This window comes from Amycolatopsis thermophila (assembly GCF_030814215.1).
Classification (GTDB): Bacteria; Actinomycetota; Actinomycetes; order Mycobacteriales; family Pseudonocardiaceae; genus Amycolatopsis_E; species Amycolatopsis_E thermophila.
Genome location: NZ_JAUSUT010000001.1, coordinates 3082838 through 3107703 on the forward strand (window position 1 = coordinate 3082838; position 24866 = coordinate 3107703).

Consider the following 24866-nt stretch of genomic DNA (forward strand, 5'->3'; position numbering starts at 1 on the left):
CAGCACGCTGGGCGGGCAGCGTGGGCCACTCCTGACGGCGACGCGCCCGCCCGGGACAGAGCCTTGGTGGGTGTCGCCCAGGGCGCGGCGGCTCGAGCGGGCAGAGCTGAGCAAACTCTGCCGGCGAGGCGGGGGCCAGAGCGGCGCGTGCACCTGAGCCACAGCCTCACGTACCCCCGAGCCCGCAAAAAGCCGTGCGCGGGCCCGGAGCACCACCGTCAGTTCTGGCTGTCGACGCGGCTGCCGACCTGCCCGTCGGAGCTGCCCTGCTGCCGCAGCAGGTCGCGGATCTCCTTCAGCAGCTCGACGTCCGTCGGCTCGGCGGGACCGGCCTCCTGGCCGCGCTTGCGCCGGTCCTGGATCTTCTTCATCGGCAGCACCAGCAGGAAGTACACCACCGCCGCCACGATGACGAAGTTGATCGCCGCGTTGATGACGCCGCCGAAGTCGAGGAACGTCGAGTCGTTCTCGCGCAGGACGTTGAACCCCAGCCCCTTGGCGGCCTCGGAACCACCGATGGCGTTGATCAGCGGCTTGATCAGCCCGTTGGTGAACGCCGTGACGATGGCCGTGAACGCCGTTCCGATGACCACCGCGACCGCCAACTCGATGACGTTGCCGCGCATCAAAAAGTCTTTGAAGCCCTTCAGCATGTGCACTCCTCTCGTCGGAAACGGCTAACGGAGGGTAACCGCAACCGGATTCCGGAGTGACAGCGCCGCCACCTCCCTGGCCGTCTCCTCGGGCAACGACAGGACGACGAGTGGACCGTTCCCAGCACCGGGAAGACGCCCCGCGGAGGCCGGCGGCGGGCGCACGGTGAGCACGATTGCCATACTGGCCAGCACTTTCCGCAATTGCTCCGTTTGGTCGAGCGTCACCACGTCGACGCGCATGCCGGGGCTGAGCAGCTCGGCAACGCCGGTGTCGGCCAGACGGACGGGCACCGCGGCCGAGGAAAGATCACCCGTGAAGGGGAGCGGCGCGGACGGGGGCGGCGGCTCGGCGCGGGGCTCGGCCGCGTCCGGGCGCGCGGCCATCACCGCCGCCGTGATCAGCAGGCTCGCGGCCACCAGCTTGCGCAGCCGGTGCCAACGGCGCCCGCCCCAGCGGGTTCGCAGCCGGTTCCAGCGGCCGCGCGGATCGAAGCGCATGGCGGAGCACCCCCAGTGGTCGAGTGCGACGGCGGTGTGCCGTCGACGAGATCGACGCTAGGGGTGCTGACACCCGGCGGAACAGATGCGGATCTGGCAGCTGTGGATAACTGGGTACTTGTGGATAACCCGGCCGTCAGGAAGCCGCGGCGGCCGTTGTCGTCGTACCGCTCGACGAGGATGAGGACGACGAGGCGGAGCTGCCGCTCTTGCTCTCGCTGGAGGTGCTCGACGAGCTGGACGAAGAGGAGGACGACGTCGATGACGAAGACGACGAGCGCGAGTCGGTCCGGTAGAAGCCGGAGCCCTTGAAGATCACGCCGACCGCTCCGTAGAGCTTGCGCAGCGGGCCGGTGCACTCCGGGCACTGGGTCAGGCTGGCATCGGAGAACGACTGCACGGCCTCGAAACGGTGGCCGCACTCCTTGCAGGCGTACTGGTACGTGGGCACAGGTGCTCCTTCGCGCATTGGCACTCGATCCGCAAGAGTGCTAACGCAATTGTGCTGGAGACCATTCCCTCAGCGCAAACAAGGGTTGGTCACAGTGGCAGCCGCACGTGCCCGCGACCAGGGGTGAGAGCGCCGGTCATGAGCACGTCGTGGTCCTCGGACGGCAGGTGTTCGACCAGCTCATCGTCCCGGACGACGGCCACCAGCTCGGCGTCCGGCGCCGCGTGCACCAGGGACCGGTCGTAGTGCCCCGCGCCCCGGCCCAGCCGCACGCCGCGGTGGTCGACGGCCAAGGCCGGCAGCAGGACGAGGCCGGCTCGGGAAAGCGCGTCCGGGCCCAGCAGGGGCCCGGTGGGTTCCAGGATGTAGCGGAACCGGCCCGGTGACAGGCTCGCGGTGCCTGTGTACTCGGCCCAGTCCAGCGGTCCCGGCTCGGTGGGGATCGCGGGGAGCAGCACTCGTGCGCCGCGCCGGCGCAGCAGGTCGAGCAGGCTGGTCGAGCCGGGCTCGGTGCCGAACGGGACGTAGCAGCAGACGGTGTCCGGCAGTGACATCACGGACACCGCCTGGGCCAGCGCGCCCGCCTCGGCGACCCGTTGTTGCACGGAGACGGCGGCGCGGGCGGCGGACAGTTTTGCGCGCCACTCGGCCTTCGTCACCTCGTCATTGCGCTGCGCACCCATGTACGCAGGTTAGGCTTGGCGCCTATGACGGGCGCCTTCGACAACCACTCGTTCCGAACCGCCATCGTCCCGGCCGCCGGCCTGGGCACGCGGTTTCTGCCGACGACGAAAGCCGTTCCCAAGGAACTGCTGCCCGTGGTGGACACCCCGGGCATCGAGATCGTCGCGAGCGAAGCCGCGCAGGCCGGCGCGAAACGGTTGGTGATCGTCACCTCGCCGGGCAAGGAGTCGGTGGTGAGCTACTTCCGCCCCTCGCCCGAGCTGGAGGCGAACCTCGAGCGCAAGGGCAAGACCGCCCTGCTGGAGAAGGTCCGGCGCGGCCCGGAGCTGATCGACGTCGAGGTCGCGATCCAGGAGGAGGCGCTGGGCCTCGGGCACGCGGTGGCGCAGGCCGAGCCGAACCTGACCGACGAGGACGAGGCCGTCGCCGTGCTGCTGCCCGACGACCTGGTGCTGCCCGCCGGGGTGCTCTCGAAGATGGCCGAGGTGCGGGCCCGGTACGGCGGCAGCGTGCTGTGCGCGTTCGACATCCCTAAGGAGCGGATCTCGCCCTACGGCGTGTTCGACGTGACCGACACCACGGACCCGGACGTCAAGCAGGTCCACGGGATGGTCGAGAAGCCCTCCCCGGAGGAGGCGCCCTCGACCTACGCCGCCGCCGGCCGCTACCTCCTCGACCGGGCGATCTTCGACGCCCTGCGTCGCATCAAGCCCGGCTCGGGTGGTGAACTGCAGCTCACCGATGCCGTCGCACTGCTGATCGAGGAGGGCCACCCGGTGCACATCGTCGTCCACCGCGGCGGCCGGCACGACCTGGGCAACCCCGGCGGCTTCCTCAAGGCGGCCGTGGACTTCGCCCTCGACGACCCGGACTACGGGCCCGAGCTGCGGACGTGGCTGACCGAACGACTCGGGACCGATAGCTGATGACCGAACCCACCCCGGAGCTCGACCAGGCCGAGCAGGACCTCCGCTCGGTCGACGAGCAGATCGCCCGTGTCCTGCAGGCCGCGGTGCGCCCGCGCCCCGTCCGCGTCGCGATCTCGGAAGCGCAGGGTCTGCTCTGCGCCGAGGAGGTCGTGGCCGAGCACGCGCTGCCCGGTTTCGACCAGGCCGCCGTCGACGGGTATGCGGTGCGCAGCGTCGACGTCCGCGCCGACGGCGACGAGCCCGTGCAGCTCCCGGTGGTGGGGGAGATACCGGCCGGTTCCCGGCAGCCCCGGCGGTTGCAGCCCGGGCAGGCCGTCCGGGTCGCCACCGGGGCGCCGCTCCCGACGCTGGCGGACGCGGTGGTGCCCACCGCCTTCACCGACGGCCACCCGGCCAAGGTGACGATCCACCGCTCGGTGCCTTCGGCCGGTTACGTGCGCCGGACCGGCGAGGATGTGCAGATCGGTGACGTGGCGGTCCGGCAGGGCGACACCATCGGCGCGGCCCAGGTGGGCCTGCTCGCGGCGGTCGGCCGGTCGAAGGTGCTGGTCTACCCGCGTCCGCGGGTGTCGATCGTGTCCGTGGGCGACGAGCTGGTCGACATCGACCGCACCCCGTCGACCGGCCAGGTCTACGACGTGAACTCCTACGCCCTCGCCGCCGCGGCGCGCGATGCCGGTGCCGAGGTCAGCCGGGTCGGGATCGTGCCGAGCGACCCGAAGCGGCTGCGCGAGGTCGTCGAGGGGCGCCTGCTGATGTCCGAGGTCGTGGTGGTGGCCGGCGGAGCCGGTGGCACCGCGGGTGACGAGGTCCAGGCGGCCCTCTCCGACCTGGGGCAGATCGACATGACCCGGGTCGCGATGCACCCGGGGTCCGCGCAGGGCTTCGGGCGGCTGGGCCCGGACTCGGTGCCGACCTTCCTGATCCCGGCCAACCCGATGAGCGCGCTCGTCGTGTTCGAGGTGCTGATCCGGCCGCTGATCCGGGCCGCGCGCGGCACCCGCAACCCGCATCGCCGCACCGTCAGCGCGCGGCTGCTGTCCCCGGTGTCCTCGACGAAGGGGCGACGCGGCTTCCTGCGCGGGCAGTTGCTGCGGGACGAGAGCACCGGCGAGTACCTGGTGCAGCCGCTCGGCACGTCCGGCGCGCACCTGCTCGCGTCCCTCGCCGAGGCGAACTGCCTGGTCAACGTCGACGAGGACCTGACCGAGGTGCCGGCCGGTGAGCAGGTCAAGGTGACCTTCCTGGCCCAGCGGGGTTAAAACTGACCGGTGCAGCCAGCAGCGTACGACCTGGAGTCCCGCCACCCCGGCTGGCCGGCGCGGCTGGGCCCGCTCCGCGTTCCGGCCGGTGAGATCGCGGTGCGGCCGATCCGGCTGCGCGACGCGGGCGACTGGAGCCGGATCAGGCTGCGCGACCAGGAGCACCTCGAACGGTGGGAGCCGACCGGACCCGGGCCGTGGCACGACCGGAACAGCTTCTGGTCGTGGCCGCCGCAGTGGACGGCGCTGCGATCGCTGGCGCGGCGCGGGCAGTGCCTGCCGTTCACCATCACGGTGGACGGCGAGTTCGCCGGTCAGATCACGATCGGTAACGTGATCCGCGCCTCACTCCGCTCGGCGTGGGTGGGCTACTGGGTGTCCTCGTCGGTCGTCAAGGGCGGCGTGGCCACGGCCGCCGTCGCGCTGGTCGTGGACCACGCTTTCGCGGTAGCCGGGTTGCACCGGATCGAGGCGACCGTGCGGCCGGAGAACGCGCCGAGCATCAAGGTGCTGACCAAGGCCGGGTTCCGCCAGGAAGGCCTGTTCAAGCGGTACCTGGACGTGGCGGGCGACTGGCGCGACCACTACTGCTACGCGATGACGGCCGAGGAGGCGGGGCCCGGCCTGGTGGCCCGTCTGGTCGCCGCCGGACGCGCCGACTACCTGTGACCGCCTTTGTTACCTAACCGCGAGTTTTTCACTAGATCCGGTGACCGTTTTTCTTCGCTCGGACGGCGTGGCTCCGTCCGATCTGTTACTCCTGTGACTAGCGTGACGACATGTAGCAGTGAACGGGGGAGGTGAGAGGGGATTGCCCAGCTCGCTGATCATCGTCGCCTTGGCCGCGGCCTGGCTCGTCGTGCTCGTGCCCATGGTCGCCCGCAAACGTCAGGCGGTCACGCGGACGGCGGACGCCGAACTGGCCGCCCGAGTGGTCCGCAGCGGGGGCGGCGCAGACGACGCGGAGGAGGAGTTCGCGATGCCCGAGTCCACCCAGCAGAGCGCCGAGGCCGACGACCACGTCGACTACGACCACGTCGACGACGACGTCGAAGAGTTCGACGAGGAGCCGGCCCGCCCGTCGCGCGGGTACGAACCGCCCTCCGAACGCCGCTACCGGCCGGGTCGCGGCGGGTTCGACCCGGAGGCCGCCGAGATCGCCGCGCGCGCCAAGTACGCGTTCCGTCAGCGGGTCGTCCTCTGCCTGTTCCTCCTCGCGATCGTCACGGCCGCGGGGGCGGGTTTCCTGACCCCGACGCTGTGGGGACTGCACGCCGTCGTCGACCTCCTGCTCGTCGGCTACCTCGTCTACCTGCGCCGGCAGGTGCGCATCGAGGCCGAGATCCGCCAGCGGCGGATGGCCCGGCTCGGTTCCCGCCCCGCGACGCGCCCCGTGCGGCGCGAGCGCCCGGAGGAGGAGGACTTCGAGGTCGTCTCACCCCCGCCGCGCGAGGTGCCCGGCGTCGAGCGCAGGCCGTCCCCGGCGTCCCGTCTGCGCGGGCAGGCAGTGGTCGTCGACCTCGAGGACGAGGACCCCGCGTTCCACGACCTGGACGACCCGGACCAGCTCCCGTTCCGGCGGGCGGTCGGTGAGTAGACCCCCTCGTTGATCGCCTCCGGGCGGTTGCTATGCTTCTGGAGCTTCCTTCGGGAAGTCCAGCAAGGGGCTGTAGCGCAGTTGGTAGCGCGTCTCGTTCGCATCGAGAAGGTCAGGGGTTCGATTCCCCTCAGCTCCACCACATTAGTCGTCGTACGACCGCTCCTTTCGAGGCCGTTTCCGCTGTTGAGGCGGGAGCGGCCTCTTTGTCGTTTCTGGGCTGGGGAATGCGGAAGATCGGGATGAGCCGGTCTGCTCCGGCGAGCTTGACCCGGCGAACCGGCCGCGTCTGCTGAGCGGGTGAGGCCGTCGGATGCGGTACGTCACGCACTACCCGGAATACCCCAGGGGGTTTGCTACGTTGGGGTCAGCGAAGGGTGATGGTGGCTGACGCGGCTGCGCCGGTCCACCGGCAGTTGCGCGCGTGATCGAGCAAGGGCGCGACTGCTCTGAGGTCCTCACCCGCTCGCCGCCGTTTCCCGTGCTCTGACCCGGGCCGGGTTCAAGATCGTGGCCAGCGGTACTGCCAGCAGGCCCGCGACGACGGCGACGAGCCGCCGATAACCGAGCAGGAGCTGGAGCGGTTGTTCCTGGCGCTGTCCTGAGCGACCTGTTCCCGGAATGTCCCCGCGGGGACGTCTGTCCCCTGGATACCCCCGGGGGTTTAGGAGGATTGCATGTTGGAGCGGACGCCCGAGATCGGGGTGGACGAGTTCGCCGCCGCGTGGCGGCAGGAGACCCCGTTGATCGATGTGCGATCGCCGGACGAATACGCCGAGGCCCACGTGCCGGGCGCGGTCAACGTGCCGCTTGCGGACGTGCTGGCCGCGCCGCAGCGGTTCGCCGACCAGGACCTGTACGTGATCTGCAGGTCCGGCGGACGCAGCGCGACCGCGGCCGACGCGGTGAACGCGGCCGGCGCGCGAGCGGTCTCGGTCGCCGGCGGGACCGCGGGATGGATCGACGCCGGACACGAGGTGAAAGGGAGTTCGCAGTGACGACAGCGACGAACGCGGAGCAGCAGGACCGGCTGGCTGGAGACCTGCAGGTCGAGGTCATCGAGACCTCCTCGTTGGGTGATCGCAGCTACCTCGCCAGCGATGGCGAGGTCGCGGTCGTGATCGACCCGCAGCGCGACGTGGACCGCGTGATCGCGGCCGCCGGCCGGCTCGGCGTGCGCATCGCCGTGGTCCTGGACACGCACGTGCACAACGACTACGTCTCGGGCGGTCTGGAGCTGGCCAGGCTCACCGGCGCCGAATACGGGCTGTCGGCGGCCGACCAGGTGCCGTTCGACCACCGCCCACTGTCCGACGGCGACGTGGTGGAGCTGTCGCCGCGGATGCAGGTGCGGGCGATAGCCACCCCGGGCCACACCTTCCACCACCTGTCCTTCGTGCTCGAAGGCGAGCAGGGCCCGGTCGGCGTGTTCACCGGCGGATCGCTGCTGTACGGCACGACGGGGCGCACCGATCTGCTGGGCCGGGACCACAGCGAGGCGCTCGCCCGCCACCAGCACGCCTCCGCGCAGAAGCTCGCGGCTCTGCTGCCGGATGGGGTGCAGATCTGGCCGACCCACGGATTCGGCAGCTTCTGCTCGGCTACCCAGGCCACGGGCAGTTCGGCGACGCTGGGGCAGCAGAAGGAGTCCAACCCCGCGCTGACGCTGGCCGAGACCGATTTCGTCGAGCAGACCCTGAAGGGCCTCGACGCCTACCCGGCGTACTACGCGCACATGGGCGTGCGCAACGCCGAAGGGCCCGAGCCGATCGACCTGCGCGAACCTGCGCGGGCCACGCCGGAGGAGCTGCGGAAGCGGCTGGAGGCGGGCGAGTGGGTCGTCGACCTGCGCTCCCGCAAGGCCTACGTGGCCTCGCACCTGGCCGGCACGGTCGGCCTCGGCCTGGACGGGCCGATGGTGACCTGGCTCGGCTGGATGATCGACTGGGGTGCCCCGATCACACTGCTCGGGCAGTCCCGTGGGCAGGTCGCCGAGGCCCAGCGCGAGCTGGCCCGCATCGGCATCGACAAGTTCGCGGCGTCGGCCGTGGGAACCCCCGAGGGCCTGGCGGCTGATCCCGCCCAGTTGCGCAGCACGCCGACCGCGACCTTCGCGGACCTGGCCGCGGCGCTGAGCGGCAGCACCGGCGGTTTTCCGGCACCGGACGTGGTGCTCGACGTGCGCACCAACAACGAGTACGCCTCCGCCCACGTCTCCGGCGCTGTGCACATCCCGCTGTACGAGCTGGTCCAGCGGCGCGGCGAGATCCCGGACGGCACGGTGTGGGTGCACTGCGGCAGCGGATACCGCGCCACCGCGGCGGCGTCGGTGCTGGAGTCCGCTGGGCGCACGGCCGTGCTCATCGACGACCACTTCGGCGTCGCCGCCGAGGCCGGCGTGCCCGTGACCGGAGGATCCTGATGACTCGAGACAACGAGATGACCGAAACCCTCCCCAAGACCCTCGGTGTCGGCCAGGTGCGCGAGAGCCGCGCCACGGACCCGCAGGTCCGGCTGATCGACGTGCGCACCCCCGGGGAGTTCGCCGCAGCCCACATCCCCGGGTCGTACAACGTCCCCCTGGACCTGTTGCGCGAGCACCGCGCCGAGCTCACCGCCGACCACGGCGACCCGGTGGTGCTCGTGTGCGCTTCGGGCGCCCGCGCGGAGCAGGCGCGCTCCGTGCTGGAAACAGCGGGTCTGGAGCGGCTCAGCGTGCTCCGCGGCGGCGTCACGTCCTGGGAGCAGGAAGGCGGGGAGCTCAACCGCGGCCGCGGAACCTGGGCGATGGAGCGGCAGGTGCGCCTGGCGGCCGGACTGCTCGTGCTCACCGGCGTGGTCGCCAGCACCGCCTTCGACCCGCTCAAGTGGGTCGCCGGGTTCGTCGGTGCCGGCCTGACCTTCGCGGCGATCACCGGCACCTGCGCCATGTCCCGCGTTCTGGGGCTGCTTCCGCACAACCGCACGTGCTCCGGGGACGGCCGAGCACTGCTCGCGGCCCTCACCGGTGACGGTGCCGCGGCGAAGTAGCCGGGCTCGACGGGAGCGCGCTCCGGGATAGGTGGTTTTCGTGTACTTGGCCGTGGTCTTCGGCGCCGTGATCGGCCTCGTGCTGGGGCTGCTCGGCGCGGGCGGGTCGATCCTGGCCGTTCCGGCCCTCGTGTACGGCGTGGGGCAGCCGCTGCAGGCGGCGATCCCCACCTCGCTGGTCGTGGTCGCGCTCTCGTCGCTCGGCGGGCTCGTTCCGCGCGAGCGGCGCCGAGCGGTGCGGTGGCCCGTGTCGCTGGTCTTCGGCGCCGCGGGCGTTCCCGCCGCCTTCGGTGGGACGGCGCTCGGGCGGCTGTTCCCGCAGAACTGGCTGCTGCTGGCCTTCGCGGTGCTCATGGTCGTCGTGGCGGTGCGGATGTTGCGCGGTGGCGACAACCCGACCGGGGCGTGCCGCACGCGCGACGGCGGGATCCGTTGGCGCAGCTGTCTGCCCAAGGCCGTGCTCGCCGGGGCGTTCGTCGGTGTGCTCACCGGGCTGTTCGGGGTCGGCGGCGGTTTCGTTGTCGTTCCGGTCCTGGCCCTGCTCCTCGGGCTGGGAGCGCAGGAGGCGGTGGCGACCTCCCTGGTCGTGGTGCTTATCAACGCGGTGGCCGGATTCGCCGCCCACTGGGGCGCGGCGGCCGAGATCGACTACCGGGTGCTGCTGCTGTTCGCCGGCGGGGCGCTGCTGGTGTCCACAGTGGCCGCCGCGGTCTCGACGCGGCTGAATCCTGCGACGGTGCGCCGGTGGTTCTCCTACGTGGTACTGGCCGTGGCGGTCTTCGTCGCCGCGGCCGCGCTCGTCAACCCCTCGGCCCTGGGCTGATCCCGGTGGACGGAAGGAAACGGCACGTTCGGCCGCTGACAGCCCTGCAAAGCAACGCCCGCCCCGACCGCGGCGGTCCGATGTGGAAGGTTCGTCATGTCCACTGATCTCGGCCGTGCCCAGCAGGAGCACTGGCAGTCGGTCTACCGGTCCGCGCCGTACATGTACGGCGACCAGCCCTCCGAGCCGTGCCGCAGCGCGGCGGAGCTGTTCCGCGCCGAGCAGGCGCGCACGGTGCTCGAACTCGGAGCCGGCCATGGCAGGGATGCGCTGTTCTTCGCAGAACGGGGCTTCCACGTGCACGCCGCCGATTTCAGCTCGACCGGGATCGAGCAGTTGCGAAGGCGCGCGGAGCGCGAGGGAGTGGCGGAGAACGTGACCACGCTGGTGCACGACGTCCGCGACCCGATCCCGATGCCCGAGCGCAGTGTGGACGCCGTGTTCGCGCACATGCTGCTGTGCATGGCGCTGTCCACCGACGAGATCCACACGGTGGTCCGCGAGGTCGGACGCGTGCTGCGGCCGGGCGGTGCGTTCGTCTACACCGCGCGCCACACCGGCGACGACCACTTCGGCACGGGAACGGCCCACGGCGACGGCATCTACGAGCAGGGCGGGTTCGCCGTGCACTTCTTCGACGACGAGCTCGTCAGCTCGCTTGCGCGAGGGTGGGAGCTGCGCGAGGTGCACGCCTTCGAAGAAGGCGAACTGCCGCGACGCCTCTGGCGCGTCACCCAGATCAAGCGCTGAGCCGGTTTCCCGCGCAATGGCGCGGAATCCGCGGAGCCGACGCGTGCCGGTATCGGGCTGGACGCAACTGCCTATCCCTCGGACCGCGTCGACGCCTGTCGTGGTACAGGAGGATCTCGGTCTCCGGCGGTGTGCTCTGCACTTTCGAGTCTGGGACGTTCCTTGTCGTGATCGGTCTGGTTCACGTCGTGGTGCGGGTCAGGATCCTGCACATCTTTCGGAAGTCGCACCGCGGCGCGGTGGGACGCGCACGACGGCCGCAACCACGTGGTCACGGTGGGGGGTCAGGCGGGGTGGATCGTGATGTCGCCGCCGTGGCTGCGGGCTCGCACCTTGATCGTTCGCGCGGGGTGCGAAGGCGCCGTCACCGTGTTGCGGACTCGCCCGGCTGAGGTGTGCGCGTCCAGCTCGATCGCGGAGCCCCCGGGGGCCCCGACCGCGACCCCGCCGGTAGCGGTGTACAGGTCGGCCGGGCCGCTGCCGAGCTCGCCGACCCGGATGGCGCCGTTCGCCGTCCTGGCGTCGACACCGGCACGCGCCACGCCGACCGTGATGTCCCCGTTGATCGCGTCCACCTGGAGATCACCGGCGACCTCGCCGATCCAGCTGTCCCGGCCGATGTTCTTCACCACCGCCCCGCCGCCGACCCGGCCGATCCGGATGTCCCCGTTGCCGCTGACGTCGGCCTGACCGGTCACGTCGTCCACGACCACCGTGCCGCCGGTGGTCTTCAACCGCACATCGGCCGCCCGCTCCACCCGGATGTCCCCGGTCGGCGTCTTCAGCCGGCACGAGCCGACCACGCCCTCGACCACACAGTCACCGTTCGCCGTGTCGCCCCGCACGTCCGAACCGGCCGGCAGCTCCACCAGCACCTCGACCGAGCCGTACTTGCTGCTGAACACCGTGCGCAGCTTGGGGTGCCGCACCAGCAGCTTCCCGTCGGCGAACGACACGACGGCCTGCTCGGCGGCCTTGACGTCCAGCTCCCAGGACGGATCGGCCGGGCGGACCTCGACCACGGTGTCGGTGCGGTCGCCGGCCCGGAACCGGACGTCGCCGAAGATGATGTCGACGGTCGCCGAGATCGGCCGAGGCGTGTCGAAGGTGGGCATCGCGGTACCTCCCGAGGAGTCGAACTGCTGATGCCGACGACGATCGCCCACGTGCCTGACACCCGGCAGCCACTGTGCCCAACACCGCCACGGCAGCCGTGTCAGCCCGGTGACTGCCCCGTGTCAGAGCTGCCGAAGACAGTGTCGGCATGACGGATTTCGCGATCACGGCTTCCGGACTCCGGAAGTCCTACCAAGACAAGGTCGTGCTCGACGGCATCGATCTGAACGTCCGCGCGGGAACGGTCTTCTCCCTGCTCGGGCCGAACGGCGCCGGCAAGACCACGACGGTGAACGTGCTGACCACGTTGTCGAAGGCCGACGGTGGGACGGTCCGCGTCGCGGGGCACGACATCGCCACCGAGGCCAAGGCGGTGCGCGCGGCGATCGGTGTCACCGGCCAGTTCGCGGCGGTGGACGAGCTGCTGACGGGGCAGGAGAACCTGCAGCTGATGGTGGACCTCAACCGGGTTCCCGCCAAGGACGGCCAGCGGGTCGTCACCGAGCTGCTGGACCGCTTCGACCTCGTCGAGGCGGCGCGGAAGCCCGCGTCGACCTACTCCGGCGGCATGCGCCGGAAGCTCGACCTGGCCATGACGCTCGTCGGCAACCCGCGGATCATCTTCCTGGACGAGCCGACGACCGGTCTGGACCCGCGCAGCCGCCGCACGATGTGGTCGATCATCCGCGACCTCGTGGCCGACGGCGTGACCATCTTCCTCACCACCCAGTACCTCGAAGAAGCCGACCAGCTGGCCGACCGCGTCGCGGTGCTCGACCAGGGCCGCCTCGTCGCCGAGGGCACGCCCGACGAGCTCAAGCGGCGTCTCCCCGGCACCCACGTCCGGCTCCGGTTCGCCACCGGCGCGGAGCTCGACGTCGCCGCCCGGATCTTCGCCGGGTCCACACGGGACGATGACGCGCTGAGCCTCCGGGTGCCCGGCGACGGCGGAACGGATTCGTTGCGAGCGCTGCTGGACACGCTCGACGAGCACTCGCTCAAGGCAGAGGGGTTCACGGTGCACACACCGGACCTCGACGACGTTTTCCTCGCCCTCACGGGCCGCACCACGGAGGTTGCCGCGAAATGAAGTCCCAGTCGCTCGTGATGTTGCGCCGCAACTTCAAGCACATCGCCCGCAACCCGGTCACCGTGTTCAACGCCGTGCTCATGCCGATCGTGGTCATGGTGATGTTCGTGTACATGCTCGGCGGCGCGTTCAGCGTCGGGGTCGACTACGTCGACTACGCCACGCCCGGCCTGATGCTGCTGGCCATCTGCTACGGACTGGGCGGCGTGGCGACGTCGGTGAACTCCGACATGACCAAGGGCATCATCAACCGCTTCAAGGTCATGGACGTTTCCCGCAGCGCGGTGCTCAACGGGCACGTCATCGCCAGCGTGCTGACCAACCTGCTCGCCATCGCGGCGCTCGTCGGGGTGGCCTTCCTGCTGGGATTCAGCCCGCAGGCGGATTTCCTCGACTGGCTCGGGGTCCTCGGCGTGGTCGTGCTGCTCGGTGTCGCTGCCGGCTGGTTGACCGTCGCGCTGGGACTGGCGGCGAAGTCGGTGGAAACGGCGGGGATGGCGGCGGTGCCGCTGGTCATGCTCCCGTTCTTCAGCAGCGCGATCGTGCCGGCGGACAAGATGGGGCCGGGCCTGCGCGAGTTCGCGGAGTACCAGCCCTTCACGCCGATCATCGAAACCCTGCGCGGGCTGCTCAACGGTGGTCCGGCCACCGGCGACGTGGTCGCCGCGCTCGCCTGGTGCGCCGGGATCGCGCTAGTCGGCTACCTGTGGGCGTCGTCCACGTTCAAGAAGCGAGCGTGACCGCGACCAGCTCGCGCCAGCTCGCCGCCGCCCCCTCGCCAGTCGCCTCGGTGAACCCCGCGTCACCGAGGCGACTTCGCGTCGTCCGCTCGATCCTGGCCGCGTCGGGATGGGACCGGTCCGGCAGCCCGCGCACACCCGTGCCGGCCGCGAGCAGCCGCGCCGCCTGGTCGTACTGGTCGCGGCGTAGCGCCAGGTCCGCGACTCCGACGAGCACCTGGGCGATCACCAGCGGATGCCCCGACTCGGCAGCCGCCTCGACGGCCTCCGCGCGGTGTGCCCGGGCCTCGTCGAAATCCTCGCTCAGGTAGGCGAGCAGGTCGTGTCGTACCGCGCGGATGTGCGGCCGGTCGGCGTCCTCGCCCATCATCGCCGTCGCGACCTCGAGGTGGTGGTGCGCCTGTTCGGCGTCGCCGCTCCAGCGCGCGAGCTCCGCTCTCGCCAGCGCCAGTTCGGCGAGCGACTCCGGCCACGCCACCCGTTCCGCGTACCGCTGAGCCTCGGACATGGCGGCGGTCGCCGACTCCGGAGCGCCCGACAGCCAGTACAGCTGGGCCTGCCGTGACCGCATCCGCACGACGTCCTCGATGGCACCCACCTCGGTGACGACCGCTATCGCCTGCTCGTAGTGCTCGCAGGCGCCGGCGAACTCGCCGCGCACGGCGATCCGCTCGGCCAGTTCGGTCAGGGCGAACGAAATCCCCCACCGTTCCCCGAGGGCGCGGAACTCGGTGAGCGCCGTCTCGAGGTAGGCGTCGGCATCCCGGCCGCCGTGGCCGAGCTGGATACGCGTCTTGCCGAGATGCAGCCGGGCCAGGGCGCGCACCCAGGGGTCCTCGTCGGCGATCATCGGTTCGAAGGCGGTCAGGGACGCGTCGGGCCCCTGCAACAGGTTCTCCAGCGCCGGGGCGAACTTCAGCGCCGGGTGCGGGCTCTCGACCCGCCGGCTGATCTCGTACGCCTTGTGGATCCACTCCTGCGCCTGGTACTGGTCGCTGCCGCGCCCGGAGGTCAGGAACCCCGTGACGAACGCGTACACCAGCCCGCGGATCTCCTCGGCCACCTCGCCGGGCATGGTCGCGGCCGCCATGATCAGCTCGTTTCCCTCCGCCTTGTGCCCGGCGAGCCACCAGTACCAGCCGGAGGCGGCGGCCAGCCGCATCGCCGCGTCCGCCTCGCCGGCGGCGAGCGCACCGCGCATCGCGGCGGCGATGTTGTCGTGCTCGGCCTCGAGCGTGGCCAGCCACTCCAGCTGCTCGGCGCGGCGAAGGTACGGGTCCGCGGTTTCGGCGAGCTCGGTGAAGTACGCCAGATGCGCCCGGCGCGCCAGGTCCGATTCCCCCGCCTCCGCGAGCCGCTGCTCGGCGTACTCCTTGATGGTGCCGAGCATCCGGTAGCGGGGCGCGCTCTCGCCCTCGACGACCACCAGCGACTTCTCGGTCAACGCCGTCAGCAGGTCGAGCACCTCCCACGCCTCGGCCGCCGCGTCCCCCGTGCCGGCGCACACCTGCTCGGCCGCTTCCAGGCTCGCCCCGCCGGAGAACACCGAGAGCCGGCGCAGGACCGTCCGTTCGGGCTCGCCGAGCAGTTCCCAGCTCCAGTCGATCACCGCGCGCAGGGTCTTGTGCCGCGGCAGCGCGGTGCGGCTGCCGCCGGTCAGCAGGCGGAACCGGTCGTCGAGCCGGTCGGCGAGCTGGTCGAGCGTCATGGTGCGCAACCTGGCCGCGGCGAGTTCGATCGCCAGCGGCATGCCGTCCAGCGCCCGGCAGATGCGCGCCACCGTCGGCAACGCGCGGGCGTCGGTCACCAGGTCCTTGCGGACCGCACCCGCCCGGTCCCGCAGCAGCTGGACGGCCGGCGAGGACGCGATCTCGCCCGGCGCGGCGTCTTCCCCGGGCAGGGCCAGCGGGGCGACCGGCCACAGCGCCTCACCGGTGATGCCGAGCGGTTCCCGGCTCGTCGCGAGGATCCGCAGCCGGCGGCACTCGCCGAGCACCCTGTGGGCGAAGGTGGCCGCGGACTCGATCACGTGCTCGCAGTTGTCCAGCACCAGCACCATCGTCTGCTCGCGGATCGCGGCGACGACCCGGTCCACCGGCTCCGCGTCCGGTGCGTCGCCGAGCAGCGCGTCCCGCAGCCTCAGCGCCGCGAGCGTCGCGTGCGCGATCTTGTTCGCGTCCGCCTTGTCACCGTCGGCGCCGACCGGCGCGAGTTCGACGAACCAGGCGCCGTCGGGCAGGTCGTCCAGCACCGCGCGCGCGGTTTCCGTGGCCAGCCTGGTCTTCCCCGCGCCGCCCGGCCCGATCAGGGTCGTGAGGCGGTGCTCGGTGACGAGTTCACGGACCGCCGCGACATCGGCGTCCTTGCCGACGTAGCTGGTCAGCTCGGCCCGCAGGTTGGTCTGCCGCTTCTCCTCGCGCCGTCCCAGCTCGCCCCGCAACAGCGCGACGTGCAGTTCGGACAGTTCCGGTGACGGGTCGACGCCCAGCGAATCGGCCAGGGTTTCCCGCGTGCGTTCGTACACGAGCAGGGCGTCGGTGTCGCGGCCCGTCGCGACGAGGGCGCGCATCAACGCGATGACGAGCCGTTCCCGCACCGGGTGAGCGGCGACCAGGTCGGTCAGTTCCGTCACCACGTCCGCGGCGTGGCCGAGGGCGACCTCCGCGTCGAACCGGTCCTCCAGCGCGGTCAGGCGGAGCCCCTCGAGCCGGGTGACCGCCGCGTCGAACGCCCCGCTCTCCGGCAGACCGACGTCCTGCATGGCCGCGCCGCGCCACAACGCGAGGGCTTCGCGCAGCCGTGGCAGCCGCCGTGGTTCGTCGTCGCTGCGGGCCTGCGTGAGGAGACGCTCGAACCGCACGGCGTCGACGGCGTCGGGCTCCACCTTGAGCCGGTAGCCGTCGGTCAGCCCCTCGACCGCACCTTCCGGCAGCACCTTGCGCAGCCGGGAAACCAAGCGCTGCAAGGCGTTCGCGGCGTCGGCCGGCGGCTGTTCGCCCCAGATCCAGTCGACGAGCGTCGTCTTGGGGACCACGCGGCCCGGTTCGAGCGCGAGGGCGATCAGCAGCCCGCGCAGCCGCGCGCCCGGCACGTCGGCGAAGGCGCCGCCGTCCACGCGAACTTCGAAGGGCCCCAGCATCCCGATCTGCACGCGGCCGATTCTGCCACGGGACACCGACAGATCTCCGGTCGCGCAAAGCATTAGGAACTTATTTAAGTTTCTGATATAACTGGGTCGTGCCCGAGCTGGACGTCGCGGAGCTGACCGCGGTCATGGAGCGCTTCACGCGGATGAACATCCGCCTGCCCGTGCAGCAGCGGTTGAGCTGCACGACTCTCTCGGTGCTGCACACCCTCACCACGAGAGGCCCGAAGCGGCTCGGCGAGCTGACCGCCGACGAGCAGGTCACGCAGTCCGCGGTCACGCAGATGGTCACGAAGCTGGAACGCCAGGGCCTGGTCGAGCGGCGCCCGGACCCGTCGGACGGGCGGGCCGTCCTCGTGCACGTCACCCCGGCCGGCGCGGCCATTGTGGACGGACGCCGCGCGGAACGCGTCGAGCACCTCGAACGATTCGCGGCCGCGCTGTCGCCCGCGGACCGGCGGGCCATCGCCGCGGCGCTGCCCGCCCTGGCGCGGCTCGTCGAACTCAGCGAAGGGAACCAGCCGTGATCCACGCGTCCGACGAGGTGCTGGACGATCTCCGCAGACGCCTGGAACTGACCCGGTGGCCCGACGACGCGGGCAACGACTCCTACTACGGGGTCAACCGCGTGGTCGTGCAGGATCTCGTCGAGTACTGGCTGGACGGCTACGACTGGCGGCGTGCCGAAGCGGAGATCAGCGCCTACGAGCACCACCACGTCGAGGTGGGCGGGGTTCCGGTGCACTACATGCGCCGCGCGGGTGCCGGGCCGTCACCGGTGCGTCCACGGCTGGCCGTGGACCTTCTGGCACTGGTCGAAGGTCGTCGACCCGCTCGCCGGCCCCGGTCCCACGGGCGGTGATCCGGCCGAGGCGTTCGACGTGATCGTGCCGTCGCTGCCCGGGTTCGGGTTCTCGTCGCCGTTGCGGCGGGCGGACCTGAACTTCGGGAAGATCGCCGACCTGTGGCACACGCTGGTGACCGAGGTGCTGGGGTTCGAAAAGTACGCGGTCGGCGGGTGCGATGTCGGTGCGCTGGTCGCCGGCCAGCTCGCCTGGATCCTGCAGCGGTGGCTCAAGTGGAGCGCCGCGGAAACCGTGTACAGCAAGGACGAACTGCTGACCCATGCGATGATCTACTGGACGACCAACACCATCGGCAGCTCGATCCGGACCTACGCCAACAACGTCCGGTACTCGTGGCGCCCCTCGCACGACCGGTGGCCGGTGGTCGAAGCGCCGACGGGGCTCACGCTGGTGGGGCACGAGAACCCGCCGGGAGTGTTGACGCCCGAGGCACGGGTGCGGCACTTCCGGGAGAGCGATCGCGCGCGCTGGTACAACCGGGTGAACGTGCGGGCGCACGAGCGCGGCGGGCACTTCATCCCGTGGGAGATCCCCGGCGAGTGGGTCGAGGATCTGCGCCGCACTTTCCGGATCGCGCGGGCCTCACGCGACTGACGCCATCTCCTTCGCGGACACGCGCTTCTCCTGGCGGCGGTACCGCGTGTGCTGCAGCCACCACTCCGCGATCAGGAGGTTCACCAGCCAGCTCATCCACGACCCGACTCCGATCGCCTGCTCCAGCGCGGCGGTGTCGTTCGTGTCGGGGACGAGGGCGGACACGCACACCGCGGTCCACAGGCGGTTCACCACGATCGAGAAGCACAGGGCGAAGCTGCGGACCATCCACTCGCGGTGCTGGGGGAAACGCCGCCGTCGCGCCATGACGTAGCCCGTCGCCGTGGTGGCGAGCCACAACACGGCCAGCACCGTGTTCGCGGCGCGCTGGTTCATGCCGAAGGCGCCCATCGGAGCCACGACGAGCGCCGCGAGCCCGGCCGGGATCGCCGCGGCCACGTAGACCCGTCCGCTCCACCGGTGCACCGCGGGGTGTTTCCGTCGCAGCCACGGCCACAGCTGCAGCACCGCGGTCACCAGGACGACGCTGCCCAGCAGGATGTGCGTCACCAGCAGCGCGTAGTGCAGCCCGGACCGGGCCGGAACGCGCGACTGCGCCGGGTCCAGCCCGAGGTACGGCGGCAGTGCGTAGGCGAGGAAAGCAACGATGACGAGCCCGAGTCCGACGAGCGGCGGGCGGATCCGCGTCGAGGTAGCCATACCGGAAGTCTTCGCCGTTCGGGCATCCGGATCACTGCGGTCCACCGCCTCCTTCGAGGTCGGGTTGTCCCTACCTGAACGCGTGGGCGTCCGGGGGTGACGTCGTCGTCCCGGATCGCGCGCGACGAACGGCAGCACCGGCTCGCTGCGGACGTACTCGATCGCCTCGGTGCCCGATCAGCGCCGGATCAGGAACGGCTCCAGCAGCCCGGGTTCCGCGGCGTCGGTGAGCGCGATCGCTTCCGCCGCGGGGACGTCGATGCCCGTGTAGTGCTGCCGGCCCGCGGCCGTGGTCGCCGTCAGTGACAGCAGCCCGGCGCGCCGCTGGAAGAACGACCGGTGGAACACCCAGCCGATCACGCCCTCGGTCGACAGCACCTGCCGCCGCCGGATCAGGCTGCCGGACCGGAACACCACCTTCCCGTTCGTCAGGGCGTGCCCGAGGTTGCGGTAGCGGTCCTCGGCCAGCAGCGCACCGGCCGGGAACAGCACCAGCGCGACCTGCCACGGCCAGGCCGGCCAGTCCGCGAGCCACCACAACACCGCCAGCAGGCCGGTCACGGCCGCCGCGAACAACAGCGCCCTCGTGTGGCGCCGGAGGTGCGCCCGCGAGCCGTGTCCGGTCAGCTCCTCCGAAACCACCGCGGCGTCCCCGAGAACATCGCTCGCCACGCGGTGCGCGACCGCGCGGGGCGCCGGCGGCAGCAGCACCGAACTGCTGTGCTCACCGCGCAGTCCGGTCGTGATCGCCGAGCAGCGGGCGCCGCGGGCGGCGCGCAGCAACAGCGGTTCGCTGATCTCCGCACCCCGCAGGCGGCGCAGTTCGATCGTGGTTTGGCGCGTGGTCAGCAGCCCGCGAGTCACCCGCAGCACGCCCTCGCCGCGGGCCAGCCGGAAGTTCCAGAACGCGAGGACGTAGGCGATGACCGACAGCACCGACACCAGCACCACGGTCAGCACCAGCAACCCGATCACCAGCACCCACACCGGTGCCGACGCCATCCGCCCGAGGAAGGACTCCACCATGCCGAAGTCGTCCTCGTCGAGCCGCACCTCGTTCAACAGGTTCGCCAGCGACCCCACCACGACACCGATCGCGGCGATCCCGGACAGCGTGAACGGCCCGAACCGCACCCACGACGGCTGCAGTTCGGCCAGCACGTCGACCAGGCCCTCGGCGTGCTCGGTGCGGCGGTGCAGCAGTTCTTCGCGCAGCCTCGCGGCATCCGCGGTGGCCAGCGCGTCCAGGGTGACGCCCTCCGAGCCCATCCGGTCCGCCCGCCCGGTGCCGATCACCACCCGGCTCAGGCCCAGGATCCGTTGCAGCGGGCGCGAAGTCAGGTCGACGGTGCGGATCCGGTCCCGCGGCACGGACAGTTCCTTGCGGCTGAGCAGCCCGCGCCGCACGCGGACGTGGTCGCCGGTGATCTGGTAAGTCGTGGTGAACCAGCGCAGCAACCCGGCCGCGATCGCCAGCCCCAGTCCGACGAGGCTCCAGATCTGGCCCTGGCCGCCGCGGCCGATGAACAGCACCCCGATCAGCACCGGCAGCAGCCGCACGACCTCCTGAACCGGGTGGACCGCGAGCATCCGCGCGCTCAGCCGGTTCCACTCGTCGCTCACGTCGCGTCCCCCGGGGTGTCCTGCGTGTTGGTGGCCAGCTCCTGGGTCAGCCGCTGGGCGACGTCGTAGTCCAGGCCGTGGATCTGCACCGGGCCGCGCGCCGACGCCGTCGTGACCGTCAGGTTGGCCAGCCCGAACAGCCGCTCCAGGGGGCCGCGCTCGGTGTCGACCGTCTGGATCCGGGACACCGGCGCGATCCGGCGTTCCTGGTTGATCCAGCCGGACTGGGTGTAGACCACCTGCGCCGTGGTCTCCCAGCGGTGCACGCGGAACCGCCACTGCGGCATGACGACCAGGTGCGCGATCGCCAGCACCGCGGTCACCACCAGCACGACGACGAGCGGGACCCAGCCGGTCAGCCCCAGCCACAGGCCCTCACCGGCGAGCACGACGACCCATCCGATCGCGGCACGCGCGGTCCAGAACAGCACCGCCTTGCGGCTGACGAGGTTGGCCGGCGGGCGCAGATCCACCACGGGGTTCACGTCACCACTTTGCCAGGTCACGGTGGCCGCCGGGCGGTCCCGGCGGCTCAGGGCCGCAGGTAGGTGTTGAGCGTGACGGCCAGTGTGTGCTCCACGTCCGGGGACTCCGCCGCCGACGGCAGACCGCCGCGCGACCACAGGGCCGCGAGGCCGTGCAGCGCCGCCCACAGCGAAGCCGCCAGTGGCCGGGACGCCGTGCCGCGGCGCCAGCCACCGGCCTGCGCCCGCGTCACGAGGGCCAGGAACTGCTCGAACACCGCGTCGCTGAGGCGGGCCAGCTCGGGCTCGCGCACGTCGATCAGGTCGGTCCGGAACATCAGCTCGAACATCGCCGGGTTCTCCAGCGCGAAGTCGAGGTAGCGCCGGCACGCGGTGAGCAGGCGTTGCTGCGGACCGGTGTCGGGGAGGTCCGCGGCGCGCCGCCGCAGCTCCGCGAATCCGGAGGCGGCCACCGCCGCGAGCAGTTCGGCCCGACCGGTGAAGTGCCGCAGGGGCGCGCCGTGTGAGACCCCGGCCTCGCGCGCGATCCGGCGGAGGGTGACCGCTTCGACACCCTCGCTGGTGAGCACCGCGACGGCGCTGCGGATCAGGCGCTGCCGGGGATTGTCGTTGTCCACGAGGCCAACTCGTCGGCGATGACGGGCAGCAGATCGGGGCGCTTCGGTGCGAAACCGTCGCCGGGGGACCGGCCGGTGAACCAGTTGCGCGTGCGGGTCACCATCACCGGCAGGACCTCCCGCCACACCCAGGCGGCGTGGGCGCGCAACCCGGGCCGCAGCGGCTCGCCGGGCAGCGGTTCGAGCCACGCCGGCTCGTGGTCGACGCCCAGCTGGGCCAGCAGGTGCGCGGCGAGCCTGCGGTGGCCGTACTCGGACAGGTGCAGGCGGTCCGGGCCGAAGTAGCGCAGGTCGTGCACGGCCTCCTCGCCCCACAGGTCGACCACCTGCGCGCCGTACCGGGCCGCGGACGTGTGGATCGCCTCGTTGAGCGCCTCCAGCCGGTGCCGGATGCGCAACAGTCCCGGCACCCGGCCGGAGACGTCGCTGAGGGTGAACACCACGACGGTCGGCGTGCCGCGGGTGAGCATCCGGATGGCCGCGTCCACCCGCTTCGCCACGACCTCGTCGCGGTACGTGCGGGTCAGGACGTCGTTGGCTCCCCCGAAGAGGGCCACCAGGTCCGGCTGGAGGTCCAGCGCGGCCGGGATCTGCTCGACGATGATCTGGTCCAGGCGCCGTCCCCGCACGGCCAGGTTGGCGTAGCGGAACGCCGGGTCCTTCGTGGCCAGGGTGGCGGCGGTCAGGTCCGCCCAGCCCCGGTAGACGTCGGTCCCGGGGTAGGGGTCGTGCAGTCCTTCCGCGCAACTGTCGCCGACGACGACGAACCGCTGGTAACCCATTCAGCACCTCGACATCTGCCGTTCACCTTGTAGACACTGTCTACCAAGATTTGTAGACGGTGTCTACAACGCCGGATGTCACAGGCGGACCGGCTGTCTCGTCTCGGATTCCGAGCACTCCAGGAGCAAGGAGCTGAGGATGAGCGAACAGCCGACGATCGCACTGGTCACCGGGGCGAACAAGGGGATCGGCCGCGGGGTGGCCGCGCAACTGGCCGCTCTCGGCGTGACCGTCCTGATCGGAGCCAGGGATGCCCGGCGCGGCGAGGAGGCGGCCGCGGCGCTGGGCGGCGACGTGCACGCGGTGACCCTGGACGTCACCGATCCGGCGACGGTCGAGCGGGCCGCGCGGCAGGTCGAGGAGCGGTTCGGGCGGCTCGACGTGCTGGTCAACAATGCCGGCATCACCGGTTCCGGGCAGGTCGACCCCCAAGACGCGCACGACCAGATCCCCAGCTCGGTCGACCTGGACATGGTTCGCGCGGTGTTCGAGACCAACGTGTTCGGCGTGATCGCGGTGACCAACGCGATGCTGCCGCTGCTCCGGAGGTCATCGGCGCCGCGGATCGTCAACGTCAGCAGTCATGCGGCCTCGCTGACCTTGACGAGCGACCCGGACGGCCCGTTCGCGGCGCTGCTGCCGTCGGCGGCGTACAGCCCGTCCAAAACGGCCCTGTGCGCGCTGACCGTGCAGTACGCCAACGAGCTGCGCAAGGACGGGATCCTGGTCAACGCGGTCGCCCCCGGCTTCGTGGACACGGACAGCAACAACCACACCGGCTTCCTGACGGTCGCGCAGGGCGCCGCGGTCGTGGTGCGGCTGGCCACGCTCGGCGCGGACGGACCGACGGGCGGGTTCTTCGCCGAGGACGGTCCGGTGCCGTGGTGAACCACGCCGAGGAGTTCGAGGAGCTGCGGCCGTTGTTGTTCTCCATCGCCTACCGCCTGCTGGGGAGCGTGAGCGAAGCCGAGGACGCGGTGCAGGAAACGTGGCTGCGCTTCGCTGCCTCGCCGACGCGGCCGGATTCGGTCAAGGCGTTCCTGTCGGCCACTGTCAGCCGCATCGCGATCGACGTGCTGCGCTCGGCTCGCGTCCGGCGGGAGGAGTACGTCGGGCCGTGGTTCCCGGAACCGCTGCTGGCCGATCCGTACCAGGACCCGCAGCGGTCGGCGGAGCTGGCGGACTCGCTGTCGATGGCGGCCCTGCTCCTGCTCGAGCGGCTCAGCCCGTTGGAGCGGGCGGTGTTCGTGCTGCGGGAGGTGTTCGGCTTCGGCTTCCCGGAGGTGGCCGCCGCGGTGGGGCGCTCGGAGACGGCATGCCGTCAGCTCGCGGTGCGGGCACGCCGGCACGTGGATGCGGGCCGTCCCCGGTTCGAGGCGGACCGGGTCAAGCGCGAGGAGCTCGCCGGCCGGTTCCTCGACGCGTTCCGGAACGGCGATGTCGGCGGGCTGACCGAGTTGCTGGCCGCGGACGTCCAGATGGGCGGCGACGGTGGCGGCAAGGCCCCGCAGTGGGCCGAGCGTTTCACCGGCGCCGGGGCGGTGGCGGAGGTGCTCGGCACGCTCATGCCGCTGTCCGCCCGGATCGCCGCGCAGGTGCAGCCGCACCCGGTGAACGGCCAGCCGGGCGCGATCTTCCGCGACCGGGATGGCGGGGTGCTCAGCATCTGGACGTTCGACATCCTGGACGGACTGATCCAGACGATCCGCACGGTCAACAACCCGGACAAGCTCGGACACCTCGCGCCGGTCGCGAACGCGTGGACAGCGCTGCGGGAAGCCGAGCGGGGTCGAGCGGACTGAGGCGCGTGCTCGGCGTGGGTGACTTGCCCAGGGCCCCGCTCGCGTTGCGCATGGTCGGCAACCTGGGCGCCTGCGCCGCTCGCGCCCCCGTGCGCGGCCCTGCGGAACGCCGACCACGGCGGCCGCCGTGGTCGGCGGCGCGCCTCGCCTGACGTCGGGGCATGGTGCGCCGCGCCCCGGCGCCCTCAGGGGGCGAAGCCGGACAACTCCGGCCTCCGACCGCCGGCACCCGCCCGCGCGTAACACCCACCATCCGCCACGCGGCACCCCGCGCCCGGCACCCGAGCATCCGGCACCGCTGCGGCCCGCCCGCCATCGGCCACCTGGGACACAGCACCGGCCCCCGGACCCACCATCCGGTACCCCCGATGCCTGGCGCCGGCTATCCGGCGCACCCGCCCGGCGCCCGGTACCCGCCGTCCGGCACGCGGCACGCGGCACGTGGCACCGGGCGCCAGGCACTCGAGCATCCGACACCGCTGCCACCCGTCCGCCAGCGGCCACCTGGCACGTAGCACCGGCGCCCGGACCCGCCATCCGGTACGGCACCTGGCACCCGACACCCGGCGCACCCACCCGCCCCCGGCGCCCGGTACGCAGCGCCCGCCCGCGCCTGACCCCACCATCTGGCACCGCTGCCGCCCGCCCGCCATCGGCCGCCTGGC

27 protein-coding genes, 1 tRNA gene and 1 pseudogene are annotated in these 24866 nt (G+C 71.6%); 18 read left to right on the forward strand and 11 right to left on the reverse strand.

Features of this window, described 5'->3' with window-relative positions:
• Positions 1-218: 218 nt before the first annotated feature.
• From mscL to FB470_RS15370, 4 genes are all read right to left on the reverse strand, one after another.
• The gene (gene mscL / locus FB470_RS15355) at positions 219-653 is read right to left on the reverse strand and encodes a large-conductance mechanosensitive channel protein MscL (RefSeq protein ID WP_306992192.1); all 435 of its coding nucleotides are present in this window, start codon (positions 651-653) and stop codon (positions 219-221) included.
• 24 nt (positions 654-677) lie between these two features.
• Positions 678-1154, reverse strand: a complete 477-nt coding sequence (locus tag FB470_RS15360; protein ID WP_306992193.1) for a hypothetical protein — start codon at positions 1152-1154, stop codon at positions 678-680.
• A 136-nt stretch (positions 1155-1290) separates the two neighbouring features.
• The gene (locus FB470_RS15365) at positions 1291-1605 is read right to left on the reverse strand and encodes an FmdB family zinc ribbon protein (protein ID WP_306992194.1); all 315 of its coding nucleotides are present in this window, start codon (positions 1603-1605) and stop codon (positions 1291-1293) included.
• 89 nt (positions 1606-1694) lie between these two features.
• A complete protein-coding gene (locus FB470_RS15370; protein WP_306992195.1) occupies positions 1695-2288 on the reverse strand; it encodes a 5-formyltetrahydrofolate cyclo-ligase in 594 nt (197 codons plus the stop codon).
• Between the two features lie 24 nt (positions 2289-2312).
• On the opposite strand from FB470_RS15370, the gene FB470_RS15375 reads away from it, so the two are divergent.
• The 11 genes and pseudogenes from FB470_RS15375 to FB470_RS15425 all read left to right on the forward strand — a co-directional run bounded on the left by FB470_RS15375 (position 2313) and on the right by FB470_RS15425 (position 10680).
• Positions 2313-3215 carry a UTP--glucose-1-phosphate uridylyltransferase gene (locus FB470_RS15375; RefSeq protein WP_306992196.1) on the forward strand — a complete coding sequence of 301 codons (903 nt, stop codon included), beginning with the start codon at positions 2313-2315 and terminating at the stop codon, positions 3213-3215.
• Positions 3215-4480, forward strand: a complete 1266-nt coding sequence (gene glp / locus FB470_RS15380; protein WP_306992197.1) for a molybdotransferase-like divisome protein Glp — start codon at positions 3215-3217, stop codon at positions 4478-4480. Before FB470_RS15375 ends, glp begins: the two co-directional genes overlap by 1 nt.
• Positions 4481-4489: 9 nt before the next feature.
• Positions 4490-5149, forward strand: a complete 660-nt coding sequence (locus FB470_RS15385; RefSeq protein ID WP_306992198.1) for a GNAT family N-acetyltransferase — start codon at positions 4490-4492, stop codon at positions 5147-5149.
• A 142-nt stretch (positions 5150-5291) separates the two neighbouring features.
• Positions 5292-6077, forward strand: coding sequence for a divisome protein SepX/GlpR (gene sepX / locus FB470_RS15390; protein ID WP_306992199.1), 786 nt, complete (start codon positions 5292-5294; stop codon positions 6075-6077).
• Positions 6078-6143: 66 nt separating this feature from the next.
• Positions 6144-6219, forward strand: a tRNA-Ala gene (locus FB470_RS15395).
• 245 nt (positions 6220-6464) lie between these two features.
• A pseudogene (locus FB470_RS15400) lies at positions 6465-6682 on the forward strand (metal-sensitive transcriptional regulator).
• 72 nt (positions 6683-6754) lie between these two features.
• Positions 6755-7075, forward strand: a complete 321-nt coding sequence (locus FB470_RS15405) for a rhodanese-like domain-containing protein (protein WP_306992200.1) — start codon at positions 6755-6757, stop codon at positions 7073-7075.
• Entirely contained in the window at positions 7072-8499 is a 1428-nt protein-coding gene (locus FB470_RS15410) for an MBL fold metallo-hydrolase (protein WP_306992201.1), read from the forward strand. The genes FB470_RS15405 and FB470_RS15410 overlap by 4 nt, the downstream gene beginning before the upstream one ends.
• Positions 8499-9107 (forward strand): rhodanese-like domain-containing protein, encoded by a 609-nt coding sequence (locus FB470_RS15415; RefSeq protein WP_306992202.1) that lies wholly within the window; start codon positions 8499-8501, stop codon positions 9105-9107. The genes FB470_RS15410 and FB470_RS15415 overlap by 1 nt, the downstream gene beginning before the upstream one ends.
• Before the next feature lie 40 nt (positions 9108-9147).
• Positions 9148-9930: a sulfite exporter TauE/SafE family protein gene (locus FB470_RS15420; RefSeq protein ID WP_306992203.1), complete on the forward strand. Its 783-nt coding sequence runs from the start codon at positions 9148-9150 to the stop codon at positions 9928-9930.
• A 96-nt stretch (positions 9931-10026) separates the two neighbouring features.
• Entirely contained in the window at positions 10027-10680 is a 654-nt protein-coding gene (locus tag FB470_RS15425; protein ID WP_306992204.1) for a class I SAM-dependent methyltransferase, read from the forward strand.
• 284 nt (positions 10681-10964) lie between these two features.
• On the opposite strand, the gene FB470_RS15430 is transcribed toward FB470_RS15425, so the two are convergent.
• Entirely contained in the window at positions 10965-11795 is an 831-nt protein-coding gene (locus FB470_RS15430) for a DUF4097 family beta strand repeat-containing protein (RefSeq protein ID WP_306992205.1), read from the reverse strand.
• A gap of 149 nt (positions 11796-11944) precedes the next feature.
• Here FB470_RS15430 and FB470_RS15435 point away from each other — a divergent pair, with 149 nt between their 5' ends.
• Positions 11945-12886 (forward strand): ATP-binding cassette domain-containing protein, encoded by a 942-nt coding sequence (locus FB470_RS15435; RefSeq protein WP_306992206.1) that lies wholly within the window; start codon positions 11945-11947, stop codon positions 12884-12886.
• Positions 12883-13626 carry an ABC transporter permease gene (locus tag FB470_RS15440; RefSeq protein ID WP_306992207.1) on the forward strand — a complete coding sequence of 248 codons (744 nt, stop codon included), beginning with the start codon at positions 12883-12885 and terminating at the stop codon, positions 13624-13626. Before FB470_RS15435 ends, FB470_RS15440 begins: the two co-directional genes overlap by 4 nt.
• Here the strand turns inward: FB470_RS15440 and FB470_RS15445 are convergent.
• Positions 13610-16777 carry a BTAD domain-containing putative transcriptional regulator gene (locus tag FB470_RS15445; RefSeq protein WP_306992208.1) on the reverse strand — a complete coding sequence of 1056 codons (3168 nt, stop codon included), beginning with the start codon at positions 16775-16777 and terminating at the stop codon, positions 13610-13612. The genes FB470_RS15440 and FB470_RS15445 overlap by 17 nt on opposite strands.
• Positions 16778-16863: 86 nt before the next feature.
• On the opposite strand from FB470_RS15445, the gene FB470_RS15450 reads away from it, so the two are divergent.
• The 3 genes from FB470_RS15450 to FB470_RS15460 are packed head-to-tail and all read left to right on the forward strand — an operon-like array spanning position 16864 to position 18231.
• On the forward strand, positions 16864-17298 hold the full coding sequence (locus FB470_RS15450; protein ID WP_306992209.1) for a MarR family winged helix-turn-helix transcriptional regulator: 435 nt from the start codon (positions 16864-16866) through the stop codon (positions 17296-17298).
• A complete protein-coding gene (locus tag FB470_RS15455) occupies positions 17295-17633 on the forward strand; it encodes an epoxide hydrolase N-terminal domain-containing protein (RefSeq protein ID WP_306992210.1) in 339 nt (112 codons plus the stop codon). The genes FB470_RS15450 and FB470_RS15455 overlap by 4 nt, the downstream gene beginning before the upstream one ends.
• On the forward strand, positions 17533-18231 hold the full coding sequence (locus FB470_RS15460) for an alpha/beta fold hydrolase (protein ID WP_306992211.1): 699 nt from the start codon (positions 17533-17535) through the stop codon (positions 18229-18231). The genes FB470_RS15455 and FB470_RS15460 overlap by 101 nt, the downstream gene beginning before the upstream one ends.
• On the opposite strand, the gene FB470_RS15465 is transcribed toward FB470_RS15460, so the two are convergent.
• The 5 genes from FB470_RS15465 to FB470_RS15485 form a co-directional block, all read right to left on the reverse strand.
• A complete protein-coding gene (locus FB470_RS15465; protein WP_306992212.1) occupies positions 18220-18891 on the reverse strand; it encodes a DUF2306 domain-containing protein in 672 nt (223 codons plus the stop codon). The genes FB470_RS15460 and FB470_RS15465 overlap by 12 nt on opposite strands.
• A 177-nt stretch (positions 18892-19068) precedes the next feature.
• Positions 19069-20514, reverse strand: a complete 1446-nt coding sequence (locus FB470_RS15470; RefSeq protein ID WP_306992213.1) for a PH domain-containing protein — start codon at positions 20512-20514, stop codon at positions 19069-19071.
• Positions 20511-20990 (reverse strand): PH domain-containing protein, encoded by a 480-nt coding sequence (locus FB470_RS15475; RefSeq protein WP_306999289.1) that lies wholly within the window; start codon positions 20988-20990, stop codon positions 20511-20513. The genes FB470_RS15470 and FB470_RS15475 overlap by 4 nt, the downstream gene beginning before the upstream one ends.
• Before the next feature lie 56 nt (positions 20991-21046).
• Positions 21047-21616, reverse strand: coding sequence for a TetR/AcrR family transcriptional regulator (locus tag FB470_RS15480; RefSeq protein WP_306992214.1), 570 nt, complete (start codon positions 21614-21616; stop codon positions 21047-21049).
• Positions 21586-22398, reverse strand: a complete 813-nt coding sequence (locus tag FB470_RS15485; protein WP_306992216.1) for an SGNH/GDSL hydrolase family protein — start codon at positions 22396-22398, stop codon at positions 21586-21588. The genes FB470_RS15480 and FB470_RS15485 overlap by 31 nt, the downstream gene beginning before the upstream one ends.
• Positions 22399-22537: 139 nt before the next feature.
• On the opposite strand from FB470_RS15485, the gene FB470_RS15490 reads away from it, so the two are divergent.
• Complete coding sequence (locus FB470_RS15490; RefSeq protein WP_306992218.1) at positions 22538-23287, forward strand: SDR family NAD(P)-dependent oxidoreductase; 750 nt, start codon at positions 22538-22540, stop codon at positions 23285-23287.
• Positions 23284-24201 carry an RNA polymerase sigma-70 factor gene (locus FB470_RS15495; protein WP_306992220.1) on the forward strand — a complete coding sequence of 306 codons (918 nt, stop codon included), beginning with the start codon at positions 23284-23286 and terminating at the stop codon, positions 24199-24201. Before FB470_RS15490 ends, FB470_RS15495 begins: the two co-directional genes overlap by 4 nt.
• Positions 24202-24866: the final 665 nt, after the last annotated feature.

Bases quoted from the DNA above. Each gene is read 5' to 3' on its own strand.
- mscL (WP_306992192.1), bottom strand. From the start codon at position 653: ATGCTGAAGGGCTTCAAAGACTTTTTGATGCGCGGCAACGTCATCGAG.
- FB470_RS15360 (WP_306992193.1), bottom strand. From the start codon at position 1,154: ATGCGCTTCGATCCGCGCGGCCGCTGGAACCGGCTGCGAACCCGCTGG.
- FB470_RS15370 (WP_306992195.1), bottom strand. From the start codon at position 2,288: ATGGGTGCGCAGCGCAATGACGAGGTGACGAAGGCCGAGTGGCGCGCA.
- FB470_RS15375 (WP_306992196.1), top strand. From the start codon at position 2,313: ATGACGGGCGCCTTCGACAACCACTCGTTCCGAACCGCCATCGTCCCG.
- glp (WP_306992197.1), top strand. From the start codon at position 3,215: ATGACCGAACCCACCCCGGAGCTCGACCAGGCCGAGCAGGACCTCCGC.
- FB470_RS15405 (WP_306992200.1), top strand. From the start codon at position 6,755: ATGTTGGAGCGGACGCCCGAGATCGGGGTGGACGAGTTCGCCGCCGCG.
- FB470_RS15415 (WP_306992202.1), top strand. From the start codon at position 8,499: ATGACTCGAGACAACGAGATGACCGAAACCCTCCCCAAGACCCTCGGT.
- FB470_RS15425 (WP_306992204.1), top strand. From the start codon at position 10,027: ATGTCCACTGATCTCGGCCGTGCCCAGCAGGAGCACTGGCAGTCGGTC.
- FB470_RS15430 (WP_306992205.1), bottom strand. From the start codon at position 11,795: ATGCCCACCTTCGACACGCCTCGGCCGATCTCGGCGACCGTCGACATC.
- FB470_RS15435 (WP_306992206.1), top strand. From the start codon at position 11,945: ATGACGGATTTCGCGATCACGGCTTCCGGACTCCGGAAGTCCTACCAA.
- FB470_RS15440 (WP_306992207.1), top strand. From the start codon at position 12,883: ATGAAGTCCCAGTCGCTCGTGATGTTGCGCCGCAACTTCAAGCACATC.
- FB470_RS15465 (WP_306992212.1), bottom strand. From the start codon at position 18,891: ATGGCTACCTCGACGCGGATCCGCCCGCCGCTCGTCGGACTCGGGCTC.
- FB470_RS15485 (WP_306992216.1), bottom strand. From the start codon at position 22,398: ATGGGTTACCAGCGGTTCGTCGTCGTCGGCGACAGTTGCGCGGAAGGA.
- FB470_RS15490 (WP_306992218.1), top strand. From the start codon at position 22,538: ATGAGCGAACAGCCGACGATCGCACTGGTCACCGGGGCGAACAAGGGG.